At 72.3% G+C, this 24,599-nt stretch carries 18 protein-coding genes; 12 read left to right on the forward strand and 6 right to left on the reverse strand.

What is annotated here, in order from left to right; all coding sequences use genetic code 11:
• Positions 1 to 8: 8 nt before the first annotated feature.
• The 4 genes from thiD (at position 9) to ACFY3L_RS11435 (ending at position 4,361) form a co-directional block, all read left to right on the forward strand.
• Complete coding sequence (thiD, locus tag ACFY3L_RS11420; protein WP_389322598.1) at positions 9 to 812, forward strand: bifunctional hydroxymethylpyrimidine kinase/phosphomethylpyrimidine kinase; 804 nt, start codon at positions 9 to 11, stop codon at positions 810 to 812.
• 119 nt (positions 813 to 931) lie between these two features.
• On the forward strand, positions 932 to 2,470 hold the full coding sequence (gene thiC / locus ACFY3L_RS11425) for a phosphomethylpyrimidine synthase ThiC (RefSeq protein ID WP_389321657.1): 1,539 nt from the start codon (positions 932 to 934) through the stop codon (positions 2,468 to 2,470).
• A gap of 20 nt (positions 2,471 to 2,490) precedes the next feature.
• Positions 2,491 to 3,213 carry a class I SAM-dependent methyltransferase gene (locus ACFY3L_RS11430; protein ID WP_389321659.1) on the forward strand — a complete coding sequence of 241 codons (723 nt, stop codon included), beginning with the start codon at positions 2,491 to 2,493 and terminating at the stop codon, positions 3,211 to 3,213.
• Entirely contained in the window at positions 3,213 to 4,361 is a 1,149-nt protein-coding gene (locus tag ACFY3L_RS11435) for an alkaline phosphatase family protein (RefSeq protein ID WP_389321661.1), read from the forward strand. Before ACFY3L_RS11430 ends, ACFY3L_RS11435 begins: the two co-directional genes overlap by 1 nt.
• Before the next feature lie 7 nt (positions 4,362 to 4,368).
• Here ACFY3L_RS11435 and ACFY3L_RS11440 read toward each other — a convergent pair whose 3' ends face one another.
• Positions 4,369 to 4,785 (reverse strand): hypothetical protein, encoded by a 417-nt coding sequence (locus ACFY3L_RS11440; protein WP_389321663.1) that lies wholly within the window; start codon positions 4,783 to 4,785, stop codon positions 4,369 to 4,371.
• Positions 4,786 to 4,878: 93 nt separating this feature from the next.
• Here ACFY3L_RS11440 and ACFY3L_RS11445 point away from each other — a divergent pair, with 93 nt between their 5' ends.
• Together ACFY3L_RS11445 and ACFY3L_RS11450 are read left to right on the forward strand one after the other, a co-directional pair.
• On the forward strand, positions 4,879 to 6,192 hold the full coding sequence (locus ACFY3L_RS11445; protein WP_389321665.1) for a DNA polymerase IV: 1,314 nt from the start codon (positions 4,879 to 4,881) through the stop codon (positions 6,190 to 6,192).
• Positions 6,193 to 6,343: 151 nt separating this feature from the next.
• Positions 6,344 to 6,727: a DUF3040 domain-containing protein gene (locus tag ACFY3L_RS11450; RefSeq protein ID WP_363411903.1), complete on the forward strand. Its 384-nt coding sequence runs from the start codon at positions 6,344 to 6,346 to the stop codon at positions 6,725 to 6,727.
• A 588-nt stretch (positions 6,728 to 7,315) separates the two neighbouring features.
• Here ACFY3L_RS11450 and ACFY3L_RS11455 read toward each other — a convergent pair.
• The 3 genes from ACFY3L_RS11455 to ACFY3L_RS11465 are packed head-to-tail and all read right to left on the reverse strand — an operon-like array spanning position 7,316 to position 12,161.
• On the reverse strand, positions 7,316 to 9,808 hold the full coding sequence (locus ACFY3L_RS11455; RefSeq protein ID WP_389321667.1) for a transglutaminaseTgpA domain-containing protein: 2,493 nt from the start codon (positions 9,806 to 9,808) through the stop codon (positions 7,316 to 7,318).
• Positions 9,805 to 11,103, reverse strand: coding sequence for a DUF58 domain-containing protein (locus ACFY3L_RS11460; RefSeq protein WP_389321669.1), 1,299 nt, complete (start codon positions 11,101 to 11,103; stop codon positions 9,805 to 9,807). Before ACFY3L_RS11460 ends, ACFY3L_RS11455 begins: the two co-directional genes overlap by 4 nt.
• A 2-nt stretch (positions 11,104 to 11,105) precedes the next feature.
• Positions 11,106 to 12,161, reverse strand: a complete 1,056-nt coding sequence (locus ACFY3L_RS11465) for an AAA family ATPase (RefSeq protein ID WP_389321671.1) — start codon at positions 12,159 to 12,161, stop codon at positions 11,106 to 11,108.
• Positions 12,162 to 12,445: 284 nt separating this feature from the next.
• Here ACFY3L_RS11465 and ACFY3L_RS11470 point away from each other — a divergent pair, with 284 nt between their 5' ends.
• Both ACFY3L_RS11470 and leuS read left to right on the forward strand, forming a co-directional pair.
• Positions 12,446 to 14,071, forward strand: a complete 1,626-nt coding sequence (locus ACFY3L_RS11470) for a protein kinase (protein WP_389321673.1) — start codon at positions 12,446 to 12,448, stop codon at positions 14,069 to 14,071.
• A 218-nt stretch (positions 14,072 to 14,289) separates the two neighbouring features.
• Positions 14,290 to 17,127 carry a leucine--tRNA ligase gene (leuS, locus tag ACFY3L_RS11475; protein ID WP_389321675.1) on the forward strand — a complete coding sequence of 946 codons (2,838 nt, stop codon included), beginning with the start codon at positions 14,290 to 14,292 and terminating at the stop codon, positions 17,125 to 17,127.
• Between the two features lie 68 nt (positions 17,128 to 17,195).
• Here the strand turns inward: leuS and ACFY3L_RS11480 are convergent, their stop codons facing one another.
• The gene (locus ACFY3L_RS11480) at positions 17,196 to 17,909 is read right to left on the reverse strand and encodes a type 1 glutamine amidotransferase (protein WP_389321677.1); all 714 of its coding nucleotides are present in this window, start codon (positions 17,907 to 17,909) and stop codon (positions 17,196 to 17,198) included.
• Positions 17,899 to 19,143, reverse strand: coding sequence for a MurT ligase domain-containing protein (locus ACFY3L_RS11485; RefSeq protein ID WP_389321679.1), 1,245 nt, complete (start codon positions 19,141 to 19,143; stop codon positions 17,899 to 17,901). Before ACFY3L_RS11485 ends, ACFY3L_RS11480 begins: the two co-directional genes overlap by 11 nt.
• Before the next feature lie 440 nt (positions 19,144 to 19,583).
• Here ACFY3L_RS11485 and mraZ point away from each other — a divergent pair, with 440 nt between their 5' ends.
• The 4 genes from mraZ to ACFY3L_RS11505 all read left to right on the forward strand — a co-directional run bounded on the left by mraZ (position 19,584) and on the right by ACFY3L_RS11505 (position 24,593).
• On the forward strand, positions 19,584 to 20,015 hold the full coding sequence (gene mraZ / locus ACFY3L_RS11490; RefSeq protein ID WP_389322600.1) for a division/cell wall cluster transcriptional repressor MraZ: 432 nt from the start codon (positions 19,584 to 19,586) through the stop codon (positions 20,013 to 20,015).
• Between the two features lie 351 nt (positions 20,016 to 20,366).
• On the forward strand, positions 20,367 to 21,320 hold the full coding sequence (gene rsmH, locus ACFY3L_RS11495; RefSeq protein WP_389321680.1) for a 16S rRNA (cytosine(1402)-N(4))-methyltransferase RsmH: 954 nt from the start codon (positions 20,367 to 20,369) through the stop codon (positions 21,318 to 21,320).
• A 35-nt stretch (positions 21,321 to 21,355) separates the two neighbouring features.
• Positions 21,356 to 21,913: a hypothetical protein gene (locus ACFY3L_RS11500; protein WP_389321682.1), complete on the forward strand. Its 558-nt coding sequence runs from the start codon at positions 21,356 to 21,358 to the stop codon at positions 21,911 to 21,913.
• Between the two features lie 295 nt (positions 21,914 to 22,208).
• Entirely contained in the window at positions 22,209 to 24,593 is a 2,385-nt protein-coding gene (locus ACFY3L_RS11505; protein WP_389321684.1) for a penicillin-binding transpeptidase domain-containing protein, read from the forward strand.
• Positions 24,594 to 24,599: the final 6 nt, after the last annotated feature.

Below are 24,599 nucleotides of genomic sequence, written 5' to 3' on the forward strand. Positions count from 1 at the left end.
GTGGCGGCGTGAACCCGAGCGTCGCCCTGACCATCGCGGGGTCCGACTCCGGCGGGGGCGCGGGGATCCAGGCGGACCTGAAGACGTTCGCCGCGCACCGGGTCTTCGGCACCAGCGTGATCACCGCCCTCACCGCGCAGAACACGATCGGCGTGCAGGGCATCTCCGCCGTCGACCCCGGGTTCGTCGGGGCGCAGCTCGACGCGGTACTCGCCGACCTGCCCGTCGCCGCCGTCAAGACCGGCATGCTCGCCACCCCCGAGACGGTCGCCCTCGTCGCGTCGTACGCGCCGCGGCTGCCCGGCCTCGTCGTCGACCCGGTGCTCGTCGCGTCGTCCGGCGACCGGCTCTTCACCCGCGACGCCGAACGCGCGTACCTCGACCTGCTCTTCCCGCACGCCACCGTCGTCACGCCCAACCTGCGGGAGGCGTCGGTGCTGCTCGGCCGGGACGTCACCGACGTCGACGACGCGGTCAAGGCCGCCCAGGACCTCGCCGCGACCGGACCGAAGTGTGTCGTGGTGAAGGGCGGCCACCTCCGCGGCAGCCGGGACGCCGTCGATGTCGTCTGCGTCGCCGGTACGGTCGAGCTGCTGTCACTGCCGTGGGTCGACACCGCGAACAACCACGGCACCGGGTGCACGTTCGCCGCGGCGACCGCGGCCAGGCTCGCGCTCGGGGAGGACCTCGGCGAGGCGCTCGCCGGGGCGAAGCAGTACGTGCAGTCGGCCCTGGCCGCGTCGGCCGGCTGGCGGCTCGGCGCCGGGCACGGTCCGCTGGCGTGGGGCCCCTTCTCCGGCCCGCTTCCATAACCCACCAGGTCCGGCCCGCGGATTCTCCGGTCCGGCCCGCTCACGCAGTACATCTGCCGAAACGCGAACAGGTGCGCCCGGGGCGTGCCCGCTTCGCCGTCCCCACGAAAGGATCCGCCATGAAGCGCAAGGTCCACGTCCAGGGGTCGCGGGGCGACATCCGCGTGCCGTTCGCGGAGGTCGAACTGAGCGGCGGCAACCCACCGGTGCGCCTCTACGACACCAGCGGCCCGTTGAACGACCCGCCGGCCGGCCTCCCCCCGCTGCGCGCCCCGTGGATCGCATCACGCGGTGGCGATCATGGAGGAGAGCGGACGCAGCTGTACTACGCGCGGCAGGGGATCGTCACGCCGGAGATGGAGTTCGCGGCGATCCGCGAGGGCGTCGAACCGGCGCTGGTGCGCGACGAGATCGCGGCCGGCCGGGCGATCCTGCCCAACAACGTCAACCACCCCGAGAGCGAGCCGATGGTCATCGGCAGCCGCTTCCTGGTGAAGGTCAACGCCAACATCGGCACCTCCGCGGTCTCCTCCGGCGTCGAGGAGGAGGTCGCGAAGCTCACCTGGGCGACGAAGTGGGGCGCGGATACGGTCATGGACCTGTCCACCGGCAAGCACATCCACGCCACCCGCGAGGCGATCGTGCGCAACTCGCCGGTGCCGATCGGGACCGTGCCGATCTACCAGGCCCTGGAGAAGGTCGGCGGCGACCCGCTCAAGCTGACCTGGGAGGCGTACCGCGACACGATCATCGAGCAGGCGGAGCAGGGCGTCGACTACATGACCGTCCACGCCGGGGTGCTGCTGCGGTACGTGCCGATGACCGTCGGCCGCGTGACGGGCATCGTCTCCCGCGGCGGTTCGATCATGGCCGCCTGGTGCCTGGCGCGGCACGAGGAGAACTTCCTGTACACGCACTTCTCCGACCTGTGCGAGATCTTCGCCCGGTACGACGTCGCCTTCTCCCTCGGCGACGGGCTCCGCCCGGGCTCGATCGCCGATGCGAACGACGAGGCCCAGCTCGCCGAGCTGCGCACCCTGGGTGAGCTGACGAAGGTGGCGTGGGAGCACGACGTGCAGGTGATGATCGAGGGCCCCGGGCACGTGCCCATGCACAAGATCAAAGAGAACGTGGACCTGCAGAAGGAGTGGTGCCACGAGGCGCCGTTCTACACGCTCGGACCGCTCACCACCGACGTCGCGCCGGCGTACGACCACATCACCAGCGCCATCGGTGCCGCCATGATCGCCATGTACGGCACGGCGATGCTCTGCTACGTCACGCCGAAGGAGCACCTCGGGCTGCCGAACCGCGACGACGTCAAGGCCGGCGTCATCGCGTACAAGATCGCGGCGCACGCCGCCGACCTCGCCAAGGGGCACCCCGGCGCGCAGGCGTGGGACGACGCGCTGTCCAAGGCGCGGTTCGAGTTCCGCTGGGAGGACCAGTTCAACCTGGCCATGGACCCCGACACGGCCCGGGCGTACCACGACGAGACGCTGCCGGCCTCGGCCGCGAAGACCGCCCACTTCTGCTCGATGTGCGGCCCGAAGTTCTGCTCCATGAAGATCAGCCAGTCGCTGTCGCTGGAGATGCAGGCGAAGTCCGAGGAGTTCGTCGCGTCGGGCGGGCAGGTATACCTGCCGGTTGTGTCGTAGGTGGGTATTAAGGTCGGGGGGTGGAGTCCTCAGTGGCGTCGCCACGCACCGCGGTGGTCTGGCAGGTCCTGCGACGCGAGATCGCCGCGGCCGACCACCCCCTGACCGCCCTCGACGTCGGCGGCGGCACCGGCGGGTTTGCCGTGCCGCTCGCCCGCGCCGGGCACGCCGTCACCGTCGTCGACCCCAGCCCCGACGCCCTCGCCGCGCTCACCAGGCGGGCCGACGAAGCCGGCGTCGCCGACCGGATCACCGCCGTGCAGGGCGACGGCGACGGACTCGCCGACCTCGTCCCGCCCGGCAGCGTCGACCTCGTGCTGTGCCACAGCATGCTCGAGGTCGTCGACGACCCGCACAAGGTGGTCACCGCGCTCGCCGCGACCCTGCGTCCCGGCGGCGCCGCCAGCGTCGTCGTCGCCAACCGGGCCGCCGCCGTCCTTGCCAAGGCGATCGGCGGGCACCTCGCCGCCGCGTCGCTGCTCGTCGCCAGTCCCGACGGGCGCGGCGACAGCCGCGACCGGCTCAGCCGGCGATATGACGCCGGCACCGCCACGGCCCTGCTGACCGGCGGCGGGTTCGAGGTCGAGCAGATCCACGGCGTCCGGATCATCACCGACCTCGTGCCCGGCACTGTCGCGGAGAGCGAGCCGGAGGCGCTGCAGGCGTTCGAGCTGGCCCTCGCCGGCACCCCGCCCTACCGGGACATCGCCACCCAGCTGCACCTGCTCTGCAGGAAACACTGATGGGCCCGCTCGACCCCGTCGCGCCCCGCTATGGGCAGGCCAGCCTCGCCGAGATCATGCCCAGCGTGCTGAGCGTCCTCGGGATGCCGTATGAGCGGGACGCCCTCGGCCTCGGCGCCGCCCTCGCCGGCGTCGACCGGGTCGCCGTGCTGCTCCTCGACGGGCTCGGCTGGCACCAGCTCGGCGTCGCCGCGCCCCACGCGCCCACGATCACCGACTTCCTCGGCGGCCGGCTCGGCACCGCCCGCTCGATCACCGCCGGCTTCCCGTCGACGACCCCGGTCAGCCTCGTCACCCTCGGCACCGGCGCCCCGCCCGGCGCCCACGGCATCGTCGGCATCGTGCTCAACCAGCCCGGCACCGACAAGCTCGTCAACCACCTGCACTGGGAGGACCAGCCCGACCCGGCGCAGTGGCAGCCGCTGCCGACCGCGTTCACCCGGGCCGGCAACGCGGGGCTCGCCCCCACCGTCGTCAGCAACCCCAAGTTCGAGCGGACCGGCCTGTCCGTGTCCGCCTACCGGGGCGCCCGCTTCGGCGCCGGGATCGCCTTCGACGAGGTCGCGGCCTCGATGCTGGCCGCGTTGCAGACCTCGCGCCTCGTGTACGGGTACCTGCCCGACATCGACCGCGCCGGCCACGACTTCGGCATCGGGACCGGCGAGTGGCGGACCGCCGTCGCCGACGCCGACCGGCTCCTCACCCGCCTCGTCGACGGGCTGCCGCCCAACTCGGCGCTCGTCGTGACCGCCGACCACGGGCAGCTCGACATCCCCGCCGACCGGCGCCTCGACCTCGACCAGGACGCCCGGCTGCGCTCCGGCGTGGCGGTCGTCGCCGGTGAGCCCCGGGTGCGGTATCTGCACGCCATCCCCGGCGCGCACGACGACGTCATCGCCACCTGGCAGGGGGTCCTCGGGGACCGGGCCACCGTGCTCAGCCGCGAGGAGGCGGTCGCGGGCGGCTGGTTCGGGCCGATCCCGCAGCAGCACCTCGCCCGCGTCGGCGACGTGGTCGTCATCTGCCACGAGCGGTGGGCGATCATGGCGACGGAGCACGAGCCGCTGCGGTATACGAAGATGGTGGCGTTCCACGGGTCGAGCACGGCGGCGGAGATGCAGATCCCGCTGCTGGTGGTGCGGAGCTAGACCGTCGTCAGCTGCCGTGTGTCAGCTTCCGCATGATCGTTTGGAGCTCGGGGCCCACTTCGACCGCGTGCTCGAGGACGATCTGCAGCAGCTCGTGCCTCGACGCGGCGACCACCACGCCGGGTGCTCCCGCGACGGGGCCGTCCTGGAGGACCGCCACCCGCGCCCGGCGGATCCCGAGCTGGCCGGCCCGGTTGAGGAACGTCTCGCCGCCGGCCGGCAGCGGCACCCTCCGCGCCCTGGTCCAGCCCGCGACCAGGAGCACGGCGAGGGCGCACCGGTCCGTGCCGGGCCGCCACCCGTCGCCGCCGCTGGTCACCAACCCCTGCGCGACGCAGCGGACGAGGTCCGGATGCTGCAGCCGCAGGCCCTCCACGGCCGCGACGACGGGCGCCAGCGGCGACGTCAGCGCGAGGAGGGCCATGCCAGGAAGGTAAGGCAATCCTAACTTCCCGTCAAACGCGGCTTGCCGCTTTGTAGCGCGCCTTTTGTCGGGGGGTCTGGCTAGAGTGCGGGCATGGGGCGGAGCCAGGTGGTGCCGAGGGACGGTTCGGGCGCGGGGGAGTTCGGCCCCGACGCCGACGACACCGGCTGCACGGTGCTGCACGTCGACATGGACGCGTTCTACGCGTCGGTCGAGATCCGACGCCGCCCGGAGCTGCGCGGCAAGGCCGTCATCGTCGGCGGCGCCGGCCCGCGCGGCGTCGTGTCCGCCGCCAGCTATGAGGCCCGCCGGTTCGGGGTGCACAGCGCCATGCCCGGCAGCAGGGCCCAGCGGCTCTGCCCGCACGCGGTCTTCCTGCCGCCCGACTTCGCCGCGTATACGGAAGCGTCCCGCGCCGTCATGGCGATCTTCCGCGACGTGACGCCGCTGGTCGAGCCGCTGTCGCTCGACGAGGCGTTCCTCGACGTCGCCGGCGCCCGCAAACTGCTCGGCCGCCCCGCCGAGATCGCCGCCCTGATCCGCCGCCGGGTCGCCACCGAGCAGCGGCTGACCTGCTCCGTCGGGGTGGCCTCGACGAAGTTCATGGCGAAGCTCGGCTCGACCCGCGCCAAGCCCGACGGCATGGCCGTCGTCCCGACCGCCCTGGCCCTGCGGTATCTGCACCCGCTGCCCGTCAGCGCCCTGTGGGGCGTCGGCGACCGGACCGCCGAGACCCTCCAGCGGCTCGGCCTCAAGACCGTCGGCGACCTCGCCGCCGCTCCGCTCGGCATGCTGCGCGCCGCGGTCGGCGACGCCACCGCCCATCATCTGCACGAGCTGTCGTGGGCGCGTGACCCCCGACGGGTGATTCCCGACCATGTGGAGAAGTCGATCGGCGCCGAGACCACGTTCGACGTCGACGTCAGCGACCTGTCAATCATCCGACGCACGATGCTCGCCCTGTCCAACAAGGTCGCCCAGCGCCTGCGCCATGCCGACCAGGCCGGCCGCACCATCGCGGTCAAGATCAGGCTCGCCGACTTCCAGACGCTCAGTCGATCACGCACCGTAGACATCCCGACCGACGTCGCCCGAGAGATCTTCGAGATCTCCTGGGCCCTGTTCACCTCCGCCCGCCCTGGCGAGCGCATCCGCCTCATCGGCGTCCGCGTCGAGGGGCTCACCTCCGCTGACGGAGCGCCACGCCAGATGACGCTCGGTGAGCGCGACCACGGCTGGCGCGACGCCGAGCGCGCCGCCGACGCGGTCGCCGCCCGCTTCGGCGCGGGCCTCGTCAAGCCCGCCAGCCTCCTGCGCGGCGACGGCCTCCGCCGCGACGGAAACGGCGCCGCACCCGCCCCCGACTCACCTTCCGGACCCCCGACACGCCACAATGGGGGCAGATAGAGCCCGACTCGACGGAAAATCGGCACGGCCGGACCATCGTCCCGCTTTCCGACCCGGTGAGCCCCTCGTAAACTTGCCAGTACGCAGCCCGACGGGCTGTGCCGGACTGTCGGTCCATCAGGGTCGACCTTCGCGACCGGGGAGGAGTGCCGTGCCGCTCTCGGAACACGAGCAGCGGCTGTTCGAGCAGATCGAGCGGTCGCTAGCCGAGGACCCCAAGTTTGCCTCGGCGGTGCGAGCCACCGACCCGCGGTTCCATGCCAAGCGTCGGATGATCGCCGCCGCGGTGCTCCTACTCGCCGGCATGGCGCTACTGGTCTATGGCGTCGCCATCTCAATCCCACCCCTCGGCGTCGGCGGCTTCGTCGTCATGCTGGGCGCCCTCGTCTTCGGCGTCCAGGCATACCGCCGCGGACAGAGCACCGACCTGCACGCCGTCGGGGGCACCGCTACACGCCGCACCCGGCAGCGCAGGGGCGGACTGGTCGACCGCCTGGAAGAACGCTGGCGCCGCCGCCCTGAAGGCGACGCCTGACCCACCCGGGCACGGCAAGGGCGCGTCGACATGTTCCTCGTCGACGCGCCCACCCGTCTGCCCGCTGATGGACGGCTTCCTCCGTCGGCCGCCTCGCTCCACACCTTGACCCAGCCCGCCTCACCCCTCAACCGCCGGCTGCCTCGCTTCACTGTGCCTGCGTCGTGCCTGCGACATCGTCTCGCGACCGCGGCGAGAGGCCGTTCACCGCCGTCCCGCCTTGCCCTTGTCCCTGCGTCGTGCCTGCGACGTGCCTGCGACGTCGTCTCGCGACCACGGCGAGGGGCCGTTCACCGCCGTCCCGCCTTGCCCGCGTCGCGCCTGTGCTGCGTCGCGCCGCTGGGCTGTCGCGATGGGTCGTGGCGGTGCTTCCCCTGGCGGCGTCAGGGCGGGGAGGCGGCTGGCGGCGCGGCTGTGGTGAGTCATGTGCTGTGCATGCGGACAAGGATCAGGCCGGCACGGGACAGCGGGGTCGACGGTGGGCGTGCCGGTGGGCAGGTCGCAGGGTGAGTCGGGTGGGCGGCGTGAAGAGGGCAGGCGCCCCCGGACGGGGAAAAAGCGTCCGGGGGCGCCTGGTGGAAAGGCAGGTCAGCGGTCGACGCGGCGGGCCACGAAGCGGCGCACGCTGATGGCTCGCATGAGTTTGTCCCAGGCTCGGCCCAGGGCGAGGGTGGCGGCGCTGGAGCGTTGGCTGGTGGCGGAGCGCCAGCGGCGCAGGACCGACGGGGGCAGGAGGACCGCCAGGATGCGGGTCTTGCGGCTGGAGCGGGCGGCGAACGCGGTCCTCACGTCGTCGACGGCGGAGCGGAGCTGGCCGCCGGTCAGCGGGGTCCTGGCGTAGCGGGCGTGCTCCTCCACGGTGCTCAGCAGGCGGACGCCCTGCTCGGCCTTGTCGCGGAGGCGTTCCTTCGTGACAAGGCGGTTGACCGTGGCGCGGGGGGTTTCGGCGTCGTCGACGGGGACGTTGTAGTCGATCATCGTGTCGACGAGCTCGTCCCAGGCGTGGTGCGCCTGGGAGCGGGCCACGGGGTCGTCGGCGACGAGGACCATGACGCCGGGTGGGGCGTCCTCCAGCGAAGGCGAGGGCGACGGCGGGGGTGACGGTGGAAGGCCGGTCGCCGCCTGGAGCCGGGAACGCCTGGTCCGGCCGCGGATGAGGGCCGGGGACAGCAGGAGGGCGACGACGAGCAGGCCGCCCAGGAGCCATCCGGCTGCCACGGCGAGGGTGACGAGGACCGGGGTGCTGTCCACCGTGCCGCCGCCGGTGCCGACGTTGCCGGGGTTGTTGCCGCTGTCGCCGGCGGGGGCGGCCTCGGCGCTGCTGTTCGGGTTGGCGCTGCCGCGGTTGCGGAGGTTCTCGTCGGCGGGGTCGATCTGCTCGCCGGTGGTGTTGGGCAGGTACGACGGGGACACCGACCCGCCGATCGACTGCGGGGGCGTGGCGTCGAAGGGCAGCCAGCCGTAGCCCGGGAAGTACACCTCGGTCCACGCGTGCAGGTTGAAGTTGGTGAGCGTCATCGTCTGGCCCTGGCGGGTGCCGCCGCGGGCGAAGCCGAAGGCGACCCGGGCCGGGATCTTCGCCTCGCGCAGGAGCCAGCCGAAGGCGGCCGCGTACTGGGCGCAGTAGCCGCGCTTGTTCTTGAGGAAGTCGACGATGGCCGAGCCGCTGGTGTCGAAGCCGGTGCTCGTGTCGTAGACGAAGCCGTTGGCCAGCGAGAAGGACTCCCAGATCGCCACGACCTTGTCGTACTCCGTGGTCTTGCCCTTGATGAGCTCGGCGACCTTGTCCTTGACGGTGTTGTTGGCCGGGACGGTCAGGGCGCCGTGCACCGCCGGGTCGTTCTCCTTGACCGGCGCGGCCTTGCGCAGTTCGTCGGGGCTGATCTCGGGGCGGGTGTACTCGACCGTGTACTTCTTCTTCGCCGTCGTCTGCTTGCTGGCGTACACGACGGCGGTGTTCGGGTCGAACGACCAGTTGCTGTCGATCTTCTCCAGCTTCGTCGGCCAGGTGTAGATCGGCAGGAAGTAGATCGCGAGGTCGTTGGTGATCTCGATGCTGGCCTTGTGGGTGGTGGTCTTCACGGGCCCGCTCCAGCCCGGGGCGGGCAGGCCGGCGCTGACGCTCTTGCCACCGGTGATCGGCTTCGCGTTGAAGCCCTTGCTGGTGAGCTCCTCCAGGACGTTGAAGCGCAGGTAGAACGGGTCGGGGTCGTTGCTGACGTTGGTCACCTTGACCATGTCGACGGACTTGTCCCGGTTGAGCTGGCCGGAGAGCAGGGCGAACATGCTGACCTGCCGGCCGCTCTTGCCGCCCGGGCCGATCCCGCCGCCGCCACCCGCGCCGGCGCCGATCGAGCCGATCACGCCGGCGGGCATCGCGAACGGCACGAGCGGCAGCAGCACGGCCGCGATCACACCGACCGCGCCGAGGCGCTGGCCGGCGGCGGCGAGCGGCGAAGGCTCCCACAGGTCGACGTCGCGGCCGTCGCCGGTGAAGCGGCGGCCGAAGCGGCGGACCCGGTCGACGTTGTCGGTGACCAGCAGCCACAGGAACCCGATGGCACCGAGCGCGAACGGGAACCAGCTGGTGCTCTCGACGGTCACGGTGACCGGCACCGAGTAGATCGCGAGCATCGGCAGCCCGGCGAGGGCGGGGCGGCGCAGCACGACGGCGAACAGGTCGACGACGAGAGCGACGACCGCGACGCCGAGCGTGGCCAGGAACAGGAAGCCGGGCCGGTCACCGACCGGCGTCGCGAACTCGCTCATCTCGGTCGACGCGGTGCTCAGCAGCGAGCCGAAGTGCTTGATCGTGCCGGGGGAGGGGATGATCCCGAGGTACTCGTTGGAGCTCGGGTAGAGCCAGGTCAGCCCGAACAGCGCGGCGACCGCCATCGCGGCGCTCGGCGCCCACGTCGGCGCCCGCAGGCTGCGGACCAGCACCGCCACGCCGCACATGGCGGCCACGACGAGGAACGCCCGGACCGCCCAGGTGATCTCCTCGAAGACGTTGAACAGCGGCAGCGCCGACAGGTAGGCGGACCCCGCCGCGATCAGGGTCAGGTGCTTGCGCTGGTTCACCGCACGCCTCCGGCGACGCTCTCGGCCGACGCGGCCCGCCAGGCGAAGCCCTGCGACCCCCGTCCGGCTTGTGGCCACAGTGCCGGCAGTTTCGCACCGTGCGGCACCTCGACGACCCGCCATCCGCTGCGCAGCAGCGCGAGGGAGGCGACACCATGGGCCTTGTCGGCCTCCTCGCGGGCCGCCGTCGGCAGGTTGAGCCACGTCGAGGAGTCGATGAACAGGGCGACGCAGGTCGCGTTGTTGGACCGGAACCCGGCCAGGAGCTCGGCCTCCGCCGACGACAGGAGACCGAAGACGCCGATGATCAGCCCGCCGTCGCTGCGCCGGCGGACCCGCTCGATGAGCGTGCCGATGTCGCCGCGCTGCGCCAGTCGTACATCGGCCAGCTGATCGAGCAGAGGACCGTCGCCGTCGATCTCGGTCGCGTCGACGTCGACCCCCGCGTCGGTGACCAGGCGCATCTTGTAGCCCGCGTGGCGCAGGTGCACCGCGACGCTGGCCGCGGCGGACACCGCCCACTCGAAGCTGGCGGTCGGTCCCTCGCCGCGGTGGGCGGTGGAGCGGGTGTCGAGCACGACCGTCGCCCGGCTCTCCCACGGCTGCTCCTCGCGGCGCACCATGAGCTCGCCGGTCCGGGCGGTGGAGCGCCAGTGGACCCGGCGCAGGTCGTCGCCGTAGCGGTACTCGCGGGTCGCGGCGTCGTCCTCGCCGTGCACGGCCACCGACCGGGCGCGGCTCTCCCCGGAGCCGGCGAACTCGCCGGCGAGGCGCACCGACGGCAGCGGCACGACCTGCGGGATGACGGTGAGCCGGTCGACCGACGGGAACGCCCTGGTCAGCTCGCACAGCCCGAACGGGTCGGTGAGTCGCACGACCAGGGGGCCGACCTCATACCTGCCGCGGACGTCGGCACGCACCGTGTAGGCCACGGAGCTCGCCTGGTGCGCGCCCAGCTTCTCCAGCACCAGCCGCGGCCGGCTGCCGAGCGCATACGGCAGCCGGTCCTCCAGCAGCATCGTGCCGGTGGGCAGGCGGGACAGGTTCTGCAGGCGGAGGATCACCCGGGCGCTGGCGCCGACCTGCACCCGGTGCGGGTCCAGGGTGCGGCTGCAGGACAGCCGGTACCGGGTGCGGCCGACATACGCGGCGGACAGCAGCGGCAGCGCCGCGAGCAGCACCGCCACCCGGAGCAGGTCCCGCTCGCCCAGGATGAGCGACGCGATCAGGGCCGCTGCGGCGGCGGCCAGGAAACTACGGCCCCGGGTGGTGAGCCCCCGCAGCGCCTCCCGCATGCTCAGCGACCCCCGAACTGTTGCCCGCGCGGCTGGGTGCGGTCGGCCGGTCTGTCGTACGGCGAACGCGGCTGCCGGTCCGAGGGGAGCGGCAGCCGGTGGACGAGCTCGGCGATGATCGCGTCGGTGGTGCGGCGGGACAGCTGCGCCTCGGCGGTCGGGATGACCCGGTGCGCGAGGACCGGCACGGCCAGGGCCTGCAGGTCGTCGGGGAGCACGAACTCGCGCCCTTCGAGGGCGGCGACGGCGCGGGCCGTGCGCAGCAGCTGCAGCGTCGCGCGGGGCGACGAGCCCAGGCGCAGCTCACCGGACTCGCGGGTGGCGGTGACGATGTTGACCGCATACTGCTTCACCGCGTCGGCGACGTGCACGTCACGGACGGTGGCGATCATGCGGCGGACCTGGGTGGCGTCGGAGACGGGCAGGATGTCGTCGAGCGCGTCGTGGCGGCCGTGCACGTCGAGCATCGCGAGCTCGGCACCCATGTCGGGGTAGCCCATCGCGATCCGGGCGGTGAACCTGTCGCGCTGCGCCTCCGGCAGCGGATAGGTGCCTTCCATCTCGATCGGGTTCTGCGTGGCGATGACCATGAACGGGACCTGCAGCGGGTAGGTCGCACCGTCGACCGTGACCTGCCGCTCCTCCATGCTCTCCAGCAGCGCCGACTGCGTCTTCGGCGAGGCCCGGTTGATCTCGTCACCGACGACGATGTTGGCGAACACCGCGCCCGGCTTGAACTCGAAGTCGCGCGTCTCCTGGTTGTAGACGCTGACGCCGGTGACGTCGCTGGGCAGCAGGTCGGGCGTGAACTGGATGCGCCGGACCGAACAGTCGATCGACTTCGCCAGGGCCTTGGCGAGTTTGGTCTTGCCGACGCCGGGAACATCTTCGATGAGGAGGTGGCCCTCAGCGAGCAGCACGGCGAGCGCGAGCCGCACGGTGGCGGTCTTGCCCTCGATGACCTGCTCGATGTTGGCGACGATCGCATCGGTCGCGGCGCGGAACTCCGGGCTGGGGAGTGGGGCCCCGAGCTCCTCGAACGTGCGGTGCCTGGTCAACTGGCCTCCTCGTGTCCTGCTGTGGCCACCGTTAGGTGATAGACCCGTAGGTGAACCGCCCGGTTGCACGAAAACGTTGGCAAGCCGAGCCGTTTGTATCCCCTCAGGCTAGCCGGGGATCGCACACCGCGCCGCACCGGAAAACGTCATTCAGGACATCACGGTCGTGACTGTCTGCAACGTTTTTTCCGCGGGCCCGCGGCGAGCCGCACGTACCCCCGCAAATGTCCAACAAACGGATCTCCCGGGATGCGGTCCGCGCCGATTCCGGCAGACTGGGACCCATGCAAGAGGGGCAGAACGTCGGGCAGCTCCTCAACGGTCGCTACCGCCTCACCGACCGGCTCGGCGAGGGCGGCATGTCGGTCGTGTGGCGCGCCCACGACGAGATCCTCGGACGGGCCGTCGCCGTCAAGGTCCTCGCCGGCCCGTTCGCCGCCGATCCCGCCTGGCGCCACCGGATCCGGATCGAGGCGCGGGCCACGGCGAGCCTTTCGCACCCGAACGTCGCGGGTGTCTACGACTTCGGCGAGACCGCCGGGGGCAACCCGTTCGTCGTCATGGAGCTGCTGCGCGGGCCGACGCTCGCCGAGCGGCTCGCCGCGGGACCGCTCAGCCCCGCCGTGACGATCCGGGTCTGCGCCGAGATCGCCGCCGGCCTGGCCGCCGCGCACGCCGAGGGCTTCGTGCACCACGACGTCAAACCCGGCAACGTGGTGCTCACCCCGGGCGCGGCGAAGCTCCTCGACTTCGGCATCGTCGGCACCCTCGGTGATCCTGACAGCGGTCTCGACGCCGCCGGCCTGGTCCTCGGCACGCCCGCCTATCTCGCGCCGGAGCGCCTGGTCGGCGACGAGGCGGTGCCCGCCAGCGACGTGTACGCGTTCGGGATGCTGCTCTACCGGTGCCTCACCGGCCGCCTGCCGTGGGACGGCGAGGCCACCGCCCAGATGCTGCGCTCGCACGTGACCGTCGCGCCCGATCCGCTGCCCGACCTGCCCGGAGTGCCGCCGCAGGTCCGGGACCTGTGCATGCGCTGCCTGGTCAAGGCGCCGGCCGCCCGCCCGTCCGCGGAGGAGGCGGCGGCCGTGCTCGCCGCGGCGGCGGGCGTGTCGCCCCGTCCAAGTGCCGAGGAGCCGCATCTTGTACCGGAGGTGCCGACGCCCCTGACCGCCGCGGGAAGCGCGCCCCGGACGGACGGCACCACGGCCCTCGGCGCCGCCACCGCCCCGGTCGGCCCCGCCCCGGTGGAGCCCGACCGGGTCGCGCCGGCGGAGCCCGGCCTGGACGCGTCAGTGCAGTCCGACCGGGTCGCGCCGGTCACGGGTGAGCGCGCGACGGACGCGGTCGGTGACGACGCGGGTGAGCGGCGGCGGGTGCTCGCCGGGCTGGCGGTGGTGGTGACGGTGGCGGCGGTGCTGGTGACGTTCGCGCTGAGCCGCCCGACCAGCGAACCGCAGGTCACCACCGGGGCGGCGGTGGCCCGCGGCGCGCCGGCCGCGGCCGGCTCGCCGGACGCCTCGGCCAGTCCGCCGGGCGCTCAGCCGGGCACCGGCCAGAGTGCCAGCGCGGGCGGCGCAGCCGGCGGATCGGGCGGCGGCGGCCCGGTCGGTACAGACGCCGCGAACGGGAACGGAAACCCCGGACACACCGGCAACACCGGCAAGGGACAGACCGCACCCGCGGCGGGGCCGTCCGTCAGGCTCGGCACGGCCGGTGGGGTCGTCGTCGCGGCGTGCGCCGGCGACCGGGTCAACGTCACCGGCGCCGAGCCCGCCGCCGGTGGCAGCCTGGTCTCCCTGCAGGCGGGGCCGCGCAACAAGTCGCGGGTGGAGTTCGCCCTGGGCGGGGAGCGGCTGCGGTTCGAGGTGCGGTGCGCCGGTGGTGTACCGGCCGCTGTGCGCGCCTGAACCACGCGGGTGAACGCGCCGCACGCGGGGGCGGCCGAAACGCGCTGCGAGCGGCCGCGGACCCTGCGGTACACTCCGAAGCATGACATGGGCTGTCCGGCTTCTTAGCGAGCCGTGCTGACGCACTGACTGCGTCCGCACGGCGACCCCTCCTGCGTGAGGGGTTTTTTCATGCCCGGACAATGTTGGACACCCGAGACCTAAGGCGGCGAGAAGTCATGAGTGAGGCTGTGACCGACGGAGCGGTCGACATCCCGCCCTACCGTTACACGGCGGCGATGGCGGCGGACATCGAGGCGTGCTGGCAGGACTACTGGTCGGAGCACAGCACCTTCTACGCGCCGAACCCGACCGGCCCGCTCAGCGACCCGAGCCACCCGCGCGCGGGCGCGCCGAAGCTGTACGTGATGGACATGTTCCCGTACCCGTCCGGCTCGGGGCTGCACGTCGGTCACCCGCTGGGCTACATCGGCACCGACTGCTACACGCGGTACTTCCGCATGGCCGGCTACAACGTGCTGCACCCGATGGGGTTCGACGCGTTCGGCCTGCCCGCCGAGCAGTACGCGGTGCAGACCGGCACGCACCCGAGGGTCACCACCGAGGCCAACGTCGAGCGGTACCGTGGCCAGCTGCGCCGGCTGGGGCTGGCCTACGACGACCGTCGCAGCGTCGCCACCACCGACACCGAGTTCTACCGCTGGACCCAGTGGATCTTCCTGCGGATCTTCAACTCCTGGTTCGACACCGACGCGCAGAAGGCCCGCCCGATCGAGGAGCTGATCGAGCAGTTCTCCTCCGGCGCGCGGGCGCTGGAGGACGGCCGCGCGTGGGCCGACCTGACGCCGGTCGAGCGGCGCGAGGTCGTCGACGGGTTCCGGCTGGCGTACATCTCCGAGGCGCCGGTCAACTGGTGCCCCGGGCTGGGCACCGTGCTGGCCAACGAGGAGGTCACCCCCGACGGGCGCAGTGAGCGGGGCAACTTCCCCGTGTTCAAGCGGAGCCTGCGGCAGTGGATGATGCGGATCACCGCGTACGGTGACCGGCTGCTGGACGACCTGGAGCGGCTGGACTGGCCGGAGAAGGTCAAGACCATGCAGCGCAACTGGATCGGCCGGTCCCGGGGCGCGCACGTCGACTTCGCCACCGACGGCGGTGCCGCGATCCGGGTGTTCACCACCCGGCCCGACACGCTGTTCGGCGCCACGTACATGGTGCTGGCCCCGGAGCACGAGCTGGTCTCCTCGCTGGTCCCCGCCGCCTGGCCGGACGGGATCCCCGAGGTCTGGACCGGCGGGCACGCCACCCCGGGTGAGGCGGTCGCCGCCTACCGCGCGTTCGCGGCGGGGAAGTCCGACGTGGAGCGGCAGGCCGACGCCAAGGAGAAGACCGGCGTCTTCACCGGCGCGTATGCGGTGAACCCGGTCAACGGCTCGCGCATCCCCGTCTTCATCGCCGACTACGTGCTGGCCGGCTACGGCACCGGCGCGATCATGGCGGTGCCGGGCCAGGACGAGCGCGACTGGGAGTTCGCCGAGGTCTTCGACCTGCCGATCATCCGGACGGTGCAGCCCACCGACGGTTTCGACGGGAAAGCCTTCACCGGCGACGGCCCGGCGATCAACTCCTCCTTCCTGGACGGCCTGGGCGTCGCCGAGGCGAAGGCCAGGATCATCGACTGGCTGGAGGCCGAGGGGCACGGCGTCGGCGCCATCACGTACCGGCTGCGGGACTGGCTGTTCAGCCGGCAGCGGTACTGGGGCGAGCCGTTCCCGATCGTGTACGACGAGACCGGCCTGCCGATCGGGCTGCCCGACTCGATGCTGCCCGTCGAGCTGCCCGAGGTCGAGGACTTCTCGCCGCGGACGTTCGACGTCGACGACGCCGACAGCATGCCCGAGACGCCGCTGTCGCGCGCCAAGGAATGGGTCGAGGTCACGCTGGACCTGGGCGACGGGCCGAAGGCCTACACCCGCGAGACCAACGTCATGCCGCAGTGGGCGGGTTCGTCCTGGTACGAGCTGCGCTACCTGGACCCGTCGAACAAGGACGACCTGGTCGCCGCCGACAACGAGCGGTACTGGATGGGCCCGCAGCAGCCCGGCGACGTCGGCGGCGCCGACCTGTATGTCGGCGGTGTCGAGCACGCCGTGCTGCACCTGCTGTACGCGCGCTTCTGGCACAAGGTCCTGTTCGACCTGGGCCACATCAGCAGCGAGGAGCCCTTCCGCAAGCTGTTCAACCAGGGCTACATCCAGGCCTACGCCTACACCGACGAGCGCGGCGTCTACGTGCCCGCCGAGGAGGTCGAGGAGCGCTCACCCGGGCAGTACTTCTACAACGACGCTCCGGTGAAGCGCGAGTACGGCAAGATGGGCAAGTCGCTGAAGAACGTCGTCACGCCCGACGAGATGTGCGAGCGGTACGGCGCCGACACCTTCCGCGTCTACGAGATGTCCATGGGCCCGCTGGACGTGTCCCGCCCGTGGGAGACCCGTGCGGTCGTCGGCGCGCAGCGCTTCCTGCAGCGCGTCTGGCGCCTGGTCGTCGACGAGCAGACCGACGCCACCCGGGTGACCGACGAGGCCCTGGACGACGAGACCCGCCGCCTGCTGCACCGCGTCATCGACGGCGTCCGGGTCGACATTGAGGAGATGCGCTTCAACACCGCGATCGCGAAGCTGATCGAGCTGACCAACCGCGCCACGCAGGTCTCCCCGGCCGGCGCCCCCCGCGAGGTCGTCGACCCGCTGGTGCGGATGGTCTCCCCGTTCGCGCCGCACCTGGCCGAGGAGCTGTGGCAGCGCCTGGGCAACGGGTCGTCGATCGCCTACGCCGACTTCCCGGTCGCCGACCCGGCGTTCCTGGTCGCGGAGTCGGTGAAGTACCCCGTGCAGGTCAACGGCAAGGTCCGCGGCACGTTCGAGATCGCCGCCGACGCGTCCGAGGAAGCGGTCCGCGAGGCCGCCCTGGTCGAGGTCGCGGCGCAGCTGACCGGCAAGACCCCGAAGAAGGTCATCGTCGTGAAGGGCCGCATGGTCTCGATCGTCGTCTAGGCCTTCGTGTGACACAGCACGGCGAAGGGCGCCTCCGGTTCTCCGGAGGCGCCCTTCGCGGTCGGTGGCTACTTGTCGAGGACGGCGGAGAGGCGCTCGTCGCGCAGCCGGGTCGGCCAGCGGTCGTCGATCGGCTCCATGGTCATGCCGGTGGCCCAGCGCAGGAGCAGGTCGGCGATGCCGGGGTTGCGGGCGAGGGCCGGGCCGTGGGAATACGTGCCGAGGATCCGGCCGTGCCAGGCGCCCTCGGAGCGGCCGTCGTTGCCGATGCCGGCGGTGACCCGGGCCAGGGGGCGGACACCGGGCCCGAGGTGGGTGCGGCCGCCGTGGTTCTCGAAGCCGGTGAGGGTCGGCAGGCCCAGCGCGGGGTCGCACTCGCCGGCCAGCTCGCCGACGGCGCGGGTCTCGCCGCGGTCGGAGTCCAGGTCGAGCAGGCCCAGGCCCGCGCACTTGGCGCCCTTGGCGTAGAAGGAGTTGCCCAGCAGCTGATAGCCGGCGCAGACGGAGAAGACGGTGGCGCCGCGGTCGACGGCGCGGCGCAGGCCGCCGTCGGCGATGAGGCGCTGGGCCGCCAGGGCCTGCGGGCCGTCCTCGCCGCCGCCGATGAGGTACACGTCGCCGTCGGACGGCACGGCCTGGTCCGCGCGGACCTCGGCGCACTCGACGGGCAGGCCGCGCAGATCGGCGCGGCGGGCCAGGATCAGCAGGTTGCCCCGGTCGCCATACGTGGACAGCAGGTCCGGGTACAGCCAGATCAGGCGCAGGCGCGACTCAGTTGACACGGTCCAGCTCCGCTCGGATGTCCTGGAATGCGGTGTAGTTGGCGATGACCTCGAGCCGGCCCGGCGGGATCAGCGTGAGCGCCTGCGAGAAGGACTTGACGTGCTCGAACGGCACCTCGTTGACCTCGAGCCGGACCGCGAGGTCCATGGCCCGGTCACCGGTGACGAGGACGCGCCGCCCGCGCAGGGGCGAGAAGTCCACGTCGTAGAGCCACGACGTGTCCAGCCCGTCGGGGTCGCGGGCGTTGATGGACAGCAGCGTCGGCACGTCGTCGGCCATGTCGAAGGCCTCGAGCCAGCCCGCCGGGTTCTTCGACAGCAGCAGGCGCACGACCCTGCCGTCGCGCTCGACCACCGCGTACCGGCCGGCGATCGAGGCGACCTTCGCCAGCTCGGGCACGGCCTTCGCCGGGGGGACGCCGAAGTGGGCGGCGACGGCGAGGGCGGTCGCGGCGTTCGCGCGGTTGACCCGGCCCGGCAGCTGCAGCTCGATGTGGTGATACGTGCCGGTGCTGTCGACCACCCCGTCGCCGGAGACGGCCCAGCTCGGCACGGGCCGGCTCAGGTTGCCGGCGACGCAGGCCCACTGGTCGCCGTTGCGCTCGATCGACGAGCCGCACTCGGGGCACACCCACGAGTCGTCGTGGAAGCGCTGGCCGGCGGCGACCCAGGTCACGCCGGTGCCGGAGGCGACCGCCTTGCCCGCCGCCCACACCACCATCGGGTCGTCGGCGTTGGCGACGAGGTGCAGGTCGCGGCCGGGCAGCGCGTCGCGCCACAGGGCCGCCATCATCGCGACCTCCTTGGCCCGGTCCAGCTGGTCGCGGCTGAGGTTGAGCAGCGCGACGACCTTCGGGCGGGTCGCGTCGAGGACCTGCTTCAGGTAGTGCTCGTCGACCTCGAGCACCGCATACGGCGTGGCGCCCGCCTTGGCCAGCGCCGATGTGTGCCCGGTGGGCATGTTGGCGCCGAGGCTGTTGGTGGCGACGTCGCCGAGCACGCCCATGGCGGCCGCGGTGAGCCGGGTCGTGGTGGTCTTGCCGTTGGTGCCCGAGATCAGGGCGATCTCCCGGCCCGCCGCGAGCTCGGCGAGGAGGTTGGGGTCGACCATCAGGGCGATCCGGCCGCCGATGACGGAGCCGTCGCCCCGGCCGGTGGCGCGGGACAGTGCGGCAGCGCCGCGCGACAACGATGTGGCGAGCTTCGCCCGCATCGGGAGCTTGTGGTCCGTCATCTCACTTCCACTGTCTTCCGGCGATGCCGCAGACCCTACCTGCCACGGATCACGCGCCCAACGCCGTCCACCGTCCGACAACCGACCGCGGGCTCACTCCACCGCTCGTCCCGGAACCCTCCACTTCCCTCCACCAACGCCGGGCCGCGCCCGCCGGGGACCTTAACGGAGCCATAAAGCACCGGCGAAGTCCGACCTGATGAGCGGTTCGTCCATATTTACGATCGGCCGAACCGACCGTACGGGTGACCGGTCGGCCAACCGCCCTCCACCTCGACGCACCCCGTTTGACGTGGGATTTCTTCACGCACGCCGATGTCACTTCCGGTGTTTTCGCGTTGACGGTGGAGGGAAGTGGAGTACAGTGGAGCGCGATGGCGGAGCCGGGGGGCTCGGCCGGCCCCGGGGGGACCGTTCGCGGTGGGAAGGGGTGGATGTCGATGTTTCTCGGCACCCACACTCCCCGCCTGGACGACAAGGGCCGGTTGATCCTGCCGGCCAAGTTTCGGGATGAGCTGGCGGGAGGTGTCGTGATCACCAAGGGGCAGGAGCGCTGTCTCTACGTGTTTCCCGGCGCCGAGTTCGCCCGGATCGCCGAACAGCTTCGTGCGACACCGATGACCCACAAGGCCGCCCGGGCCTACAGCAGGGTGTTCTTCGCAAGCGCTCACGACGAGGTCCCCGACCGTCAGGGTCGGGTCACCATCCCGCAGCATCTCCGCGAGTATGCCGGGCTGGACCGCGAGCTGGTCGTGATCGGCGCGAGCACCAGGGTGGAGATCTGGGACCGCCAGGCGTGGGACACCTACCTCGCCGACAGCGAAGAGGACTTCGCCGGGATCGAGGAGGGGGTGCTGCCGGGCGGGCTGTGAGGTCCATCTGCAGGCACCCAGTCGAACGCCGTGCCGCGAGCTCTCCAGCCGCTCCAAGGTCCTGACGCCACTTCCCCGGCGCCAGGGCGGAGTGGGCGGATGGGGAGCTGGCGGTACGGCGCTCGTGCACTACCGCACCGAACAGCAGCACCGACAGCACAGCACGCACCGCACAGTACGCACCGCACGGAACGCGCGGTGGCGCACGGAAACGCGCGGCAGCGCACCGGAAACCGCCGACGACGACCCGCGAAGCAGGACGTGAATCACGTTTCAGCTCACCGGAGCACAGGGAACAGCAACGTTCAGCACGACGGCGGGCCGCGAATCCGCCGCGGTAGGGGGTCGACGATGGGGGAGCGGGACATTCACGTTCCCGTGCTGCTCGAGCGCTGTCTCGAGCTGCTCGCCCCGGCGTTGGACCGCGCGGGCGCGCTGCACCTGGACGCCACGCTCGGCCTCGGCGGTCACGCCGAAGCCGTGCTGCTGGCGCACCCGGGGGCGCGGCTGCTCGGGCTGGACCGCGACACCCAGGCGCTGCGCCTCGCCGGGCAGCGGCTGGCGCCGTACGCGGACCGGACCCGCCTCGTGCACGCCGTCTACGACGAGCTTGAGGAGGTGCTGGACGGTGCGGGGATCGACGGTGCGCTGTTCGACCTGGGGGTGTCGTCGATGCAGCTCGACGAGGCCGATCGTGGGTTCGCCTACGCCCAGGACGCGCCGCTGGACATGCGGATGGACCAGACGCGGGGCATCACCGCGGCCGAGGTGGTCAACACGTACAGCCACGGCGATCTCGCCCGCGTCCTCCGGGTGTACGGGGAGGAGAAGTTCGCCTCCCGGATCGCGCAGGCGATCCTCCGCGAGCGCGGCAAGGGGGAGCTGAACTCCTCCGCCAGGCTGGCCGAGCTGGTCCGGGACTCGATCCCGGCGCCGGCGCGGCGGACCGGCGGGCACCCGGCCAAGCGCACGTTCCAGGCGCTGCGGATCGAGGTCAACGGCGAGCTCGCCGTGCTCGAGCGGGCGCTGCCGGCGGCGCTCGACGCGCTGAAGCCGGGCGGCCGGATGGTCGTGCTGTCGTACCACTCGCTCGAGGACCGCCTGGTCAAGCAGGCGATCGTCGGGCGGTCGCGGTCGACGGTGCCGGTCGAGCTGCCGTTCGAGCCGGCGGGCAGCGAGCCGGAGCTGAGAGTCCTCACCAGGGGAGCGGAGCTCCCCGACGCGGCCGAGGTGGCGGCCAACCCACGGGCGGCGTCCGTGCGGCTCAGAGCCGTCGAACGCAGGGAACCCGCGGACAGCAAGTAACTGCAACAAGGCACAACCTCTGGGGGAGGTGTGAGATGAACGTGACGACACTGCCGGCCGACCGGCCGCGCAGAAGTCAGCAGGGTGCATCGCGGTCGGGGGGCCGGACCACGGCGCGCCAGGTTGACGAGCGGAGCGACGCGCCGATCATCGGCGCGACGGCGCTCCAGCCGGAGCGGGGGACCACCCAGCCTGCACCGCAGGACAGGCCGGCGAGGGAGCGGCGGACGCCGCACGAGAAGACCCGGGACGAGCAGCGGCCAAGGCTGCGCGTCGCACCACCGGCGCCGGTCACCGCACCGCGCGCGCCGTTCGTGGCGCTCGTGCTCGTGCTGGTGCTCATCGGCGTGGTCGGCATCCTCGTGCTCAACACGCGGATCGCCGAGAACGCGTTCCGGCTCGACGCGCTCAGGACGAAGCAGAGCACCCTCGACCGTGACGAGGCGCGGCTCCGCAGCGACCTGGCCGACAAGGAGTCGCCCGTGACGCTCGCGGCGCGGGCCAAGCGGCTGGGCCTCGTGCCGTCGCGCACGCCGGCGTACCTGCTGCTGCCCGACGGCAGCAAGCTCGAGATGCCGGGTCCGAGCAAGTAACGCAGGCACATCCCCGGCCCATCCAAGGCACCTCTCAGGCACAGCGACGAAGCCAAACTCAACAACGGGAAGTTGCAGGACGATGGCTGGCGACACTCCTGATCGGCGGAGCAGCACCGAGCGGCGCGGGGGCGCCGGACGGGAGGCCGGTCGCGGCAGTGACGCCGGCCGGCAGCGGACGGGCGGTCGCGCAGGCGCGGGGGGTGCCGGTGCGGCCGCCCGTTCCCGTGCCGGCGGCGACCCCGCGGCCGGCCCGACGGCCGGATCGGGGGCCGAGCCGCCGGTGCGCGGCACGATGTCCGAGGCGCGCCGCTACACGCCCCGGGGGCGCTCCGTCCGCGACGCGTCGGTCGAGCACGCCGGCACGGGGCGGGGCGACCCGTTCCGGCCGGCGCTCGAGGTGCTGCAGGGAGGCCGCACCGACACCGGCCGCCGGGCCGCCGGCCGGGCCGCCGACAGCCCGCGCGGCACCGATCCGGACACCGCCGCGGAGTCCCACCCGCGAAGGGCGACCGACCCGCGCAGGACGACCGACCCGCGCAGAGCGACCGACCCGCGCAGGACGACCGACCGGCGTGGCGCGGCCGAACCGCGCAGGACGGCGGAACCGCGCAGGACAGGCGATCCACGCAGGACGGGCGATCCGCGCGGCGCCGTGGGCCAGCGGGCCGCGAGGGTCGGCATCGACCGGGAGCAGCCCCGCCTGCGGTCCGTCGCGCGCGAGGCGCCCACCGCACCGGACGAGCGGGCCGCGGACCCGCGGGTCCGGACGGGCACGTCGAGGACCAACCAGGCCAGGACCGGCGCGCAGCCGCTGAAACGCACCGGCGCCACCCGTACACCGGCGAGAAAAACCACTCCGGTGCGCAAACCCCGCAAGCAGAGCCGGGTCCGGGTCCCACGCCTGCCGCGCACCAACCGCGCGCCGAAGCTCGCCGAGCCACGCCGCCGGCTGCGGCTGGCCACGGTCCTGGCGCTGCTGATGTTCGCCGCGATCGGCATCCGGCTCGTCCAGCTCCAGCTCACCGACGCCAGCGCCTACGCCGCGCAGGGCCTCAATGCCCGGCTGGTGCACGACGTCCTGCCCGCGTCCCGCGGCGCGATCCTCGACCGCACCGGCAAGATCATCGTGCACTCGGTCGAGACGCGCTACGTCGCCGCCGACCCGATGGTGATCAAGGATCCGGAGAAGGCGGCGGACGACCTGTTCGCGGTCCTCGCCAAGTACGGGGTGCTGCGCTCCGACCTGGTGCGCAAGCTGACCCCGCACAAGGGCGCCGACGGCAAGACCGACGTCCGCTACGAGTACGTCGCGCACCAGATCTCGATCGAGGACGGCGAGCGGATCGGGAAGCTGAGCTTCGCCGGCGCGCTGGAGATCGGCCGCGACGAGCGCCGGCACGCGCCCAGCTACGACCTCGCGTCCAACATCGTCGGCTACACCAGGAAGTCGGACCTGTCCGGCCAGCTCGGCATCGAGAAGGCGTACGACCAGCAGCTGCGCGGCATCGACGGTATGCACACGTACGAGCGCGGCCAGGGCGAGCTCAACAAGCCGCTGCCGCAGGGCGTGCAGGAGCTCAAGCCGGCCCGGCCCGGCAGCTCGGTCGAGCTGACCATCGACGCCGACCTGCAGTACCTGGTGCAGAACACGCTCGGCACCCGGATGGCGGCGCTCGGCGCGACCTTCGGCACCGCGATCGTGCTCGACCGTCAGACCGCGGAGGTCATGGCGATGGCGAGCTACCCGTCCTTTCCCGCCAACGACCCCGGCAAGTCGGACCCCGAGGATCTCAAGGACCAGTGCACCGCGACGGTCTTCGACCCGGGCTCGGTCCACAAGGCGATCGTCATGGGCGCCGCGCTGCAGGAGGGGCTGATCACGCCCTCGTCGACGATCGTCGTCAACTCGAAGGTGAAGAAGGGCGACACGACCTACACCGACCACCCGCCACAGAAGGACGGCACGCCGATGACCATCCCGGGCATCCTCGCGCTGTCGTCGAACGTCGGCACGATTGCCGTCGCGGACATGCTCGGCAAGGACAAGCTGTACGAGTACCAGCGCAAGTTCGGTCTCGGCCAGCGCACCGGCGTCGGCCTGCCGAACGAGTCGCCGGGGCAGCTCCTGCCGCCGGGGGAGTGGACCGGCTCCAGCCCCGGCTCGATCCCGATCGGCAACGGCGTGGCGACGACCGCGATCCAGATGGCCGCCGTCTACGGCGCGATCGCCAACGACGGCCTGTGGGTGCAGCCGACGCTGGTCCGGAAGATCATCGCGCCGGACGGCACGGAGACGAAGCCACCCGCGCAGGTGACCCGGCGGGTGCTGGATCCGGTGCACGCGCAGGAGCTACGCACCATGCTGGAGGGTGTCACGACGCTCGGCGACGCGACCGGCCACCAGGCGGCGATCCCCGGCTATCGGATCGCGGGCAAGACCGGCACGTCGAAGCTGCCCCAGGACGGCGGCTACGCCCCCGGCGAGGTGGTGTCGTTCATCGGCATGGCGCCGGCGGAGGCGCCACGCTACGTGGTCGCCGTCACCGCGCACGTGCCCAGCGGTGCGGGAGGTTCCGTCGCCGCGCCGTTGTTCAAGGACATGATGGCCGTCACCCTGAGTAGCTTCGGAGTGGTGCCGACGGGCACCGAGCCGCCGAAGCTGACGATCTACCCGTGACACCGG

Origin of the sequence: Dactylosporangium sp. NPDC000521, from assembly GCF_042898305.1 — a bacterium.
In the GTDB taxonomy this organism is placed as follows: Bacteria; Actinomycetota; Actinomycetes; order Mycobacteriales; family Micromonosporaceae; genus Dactylosporangium.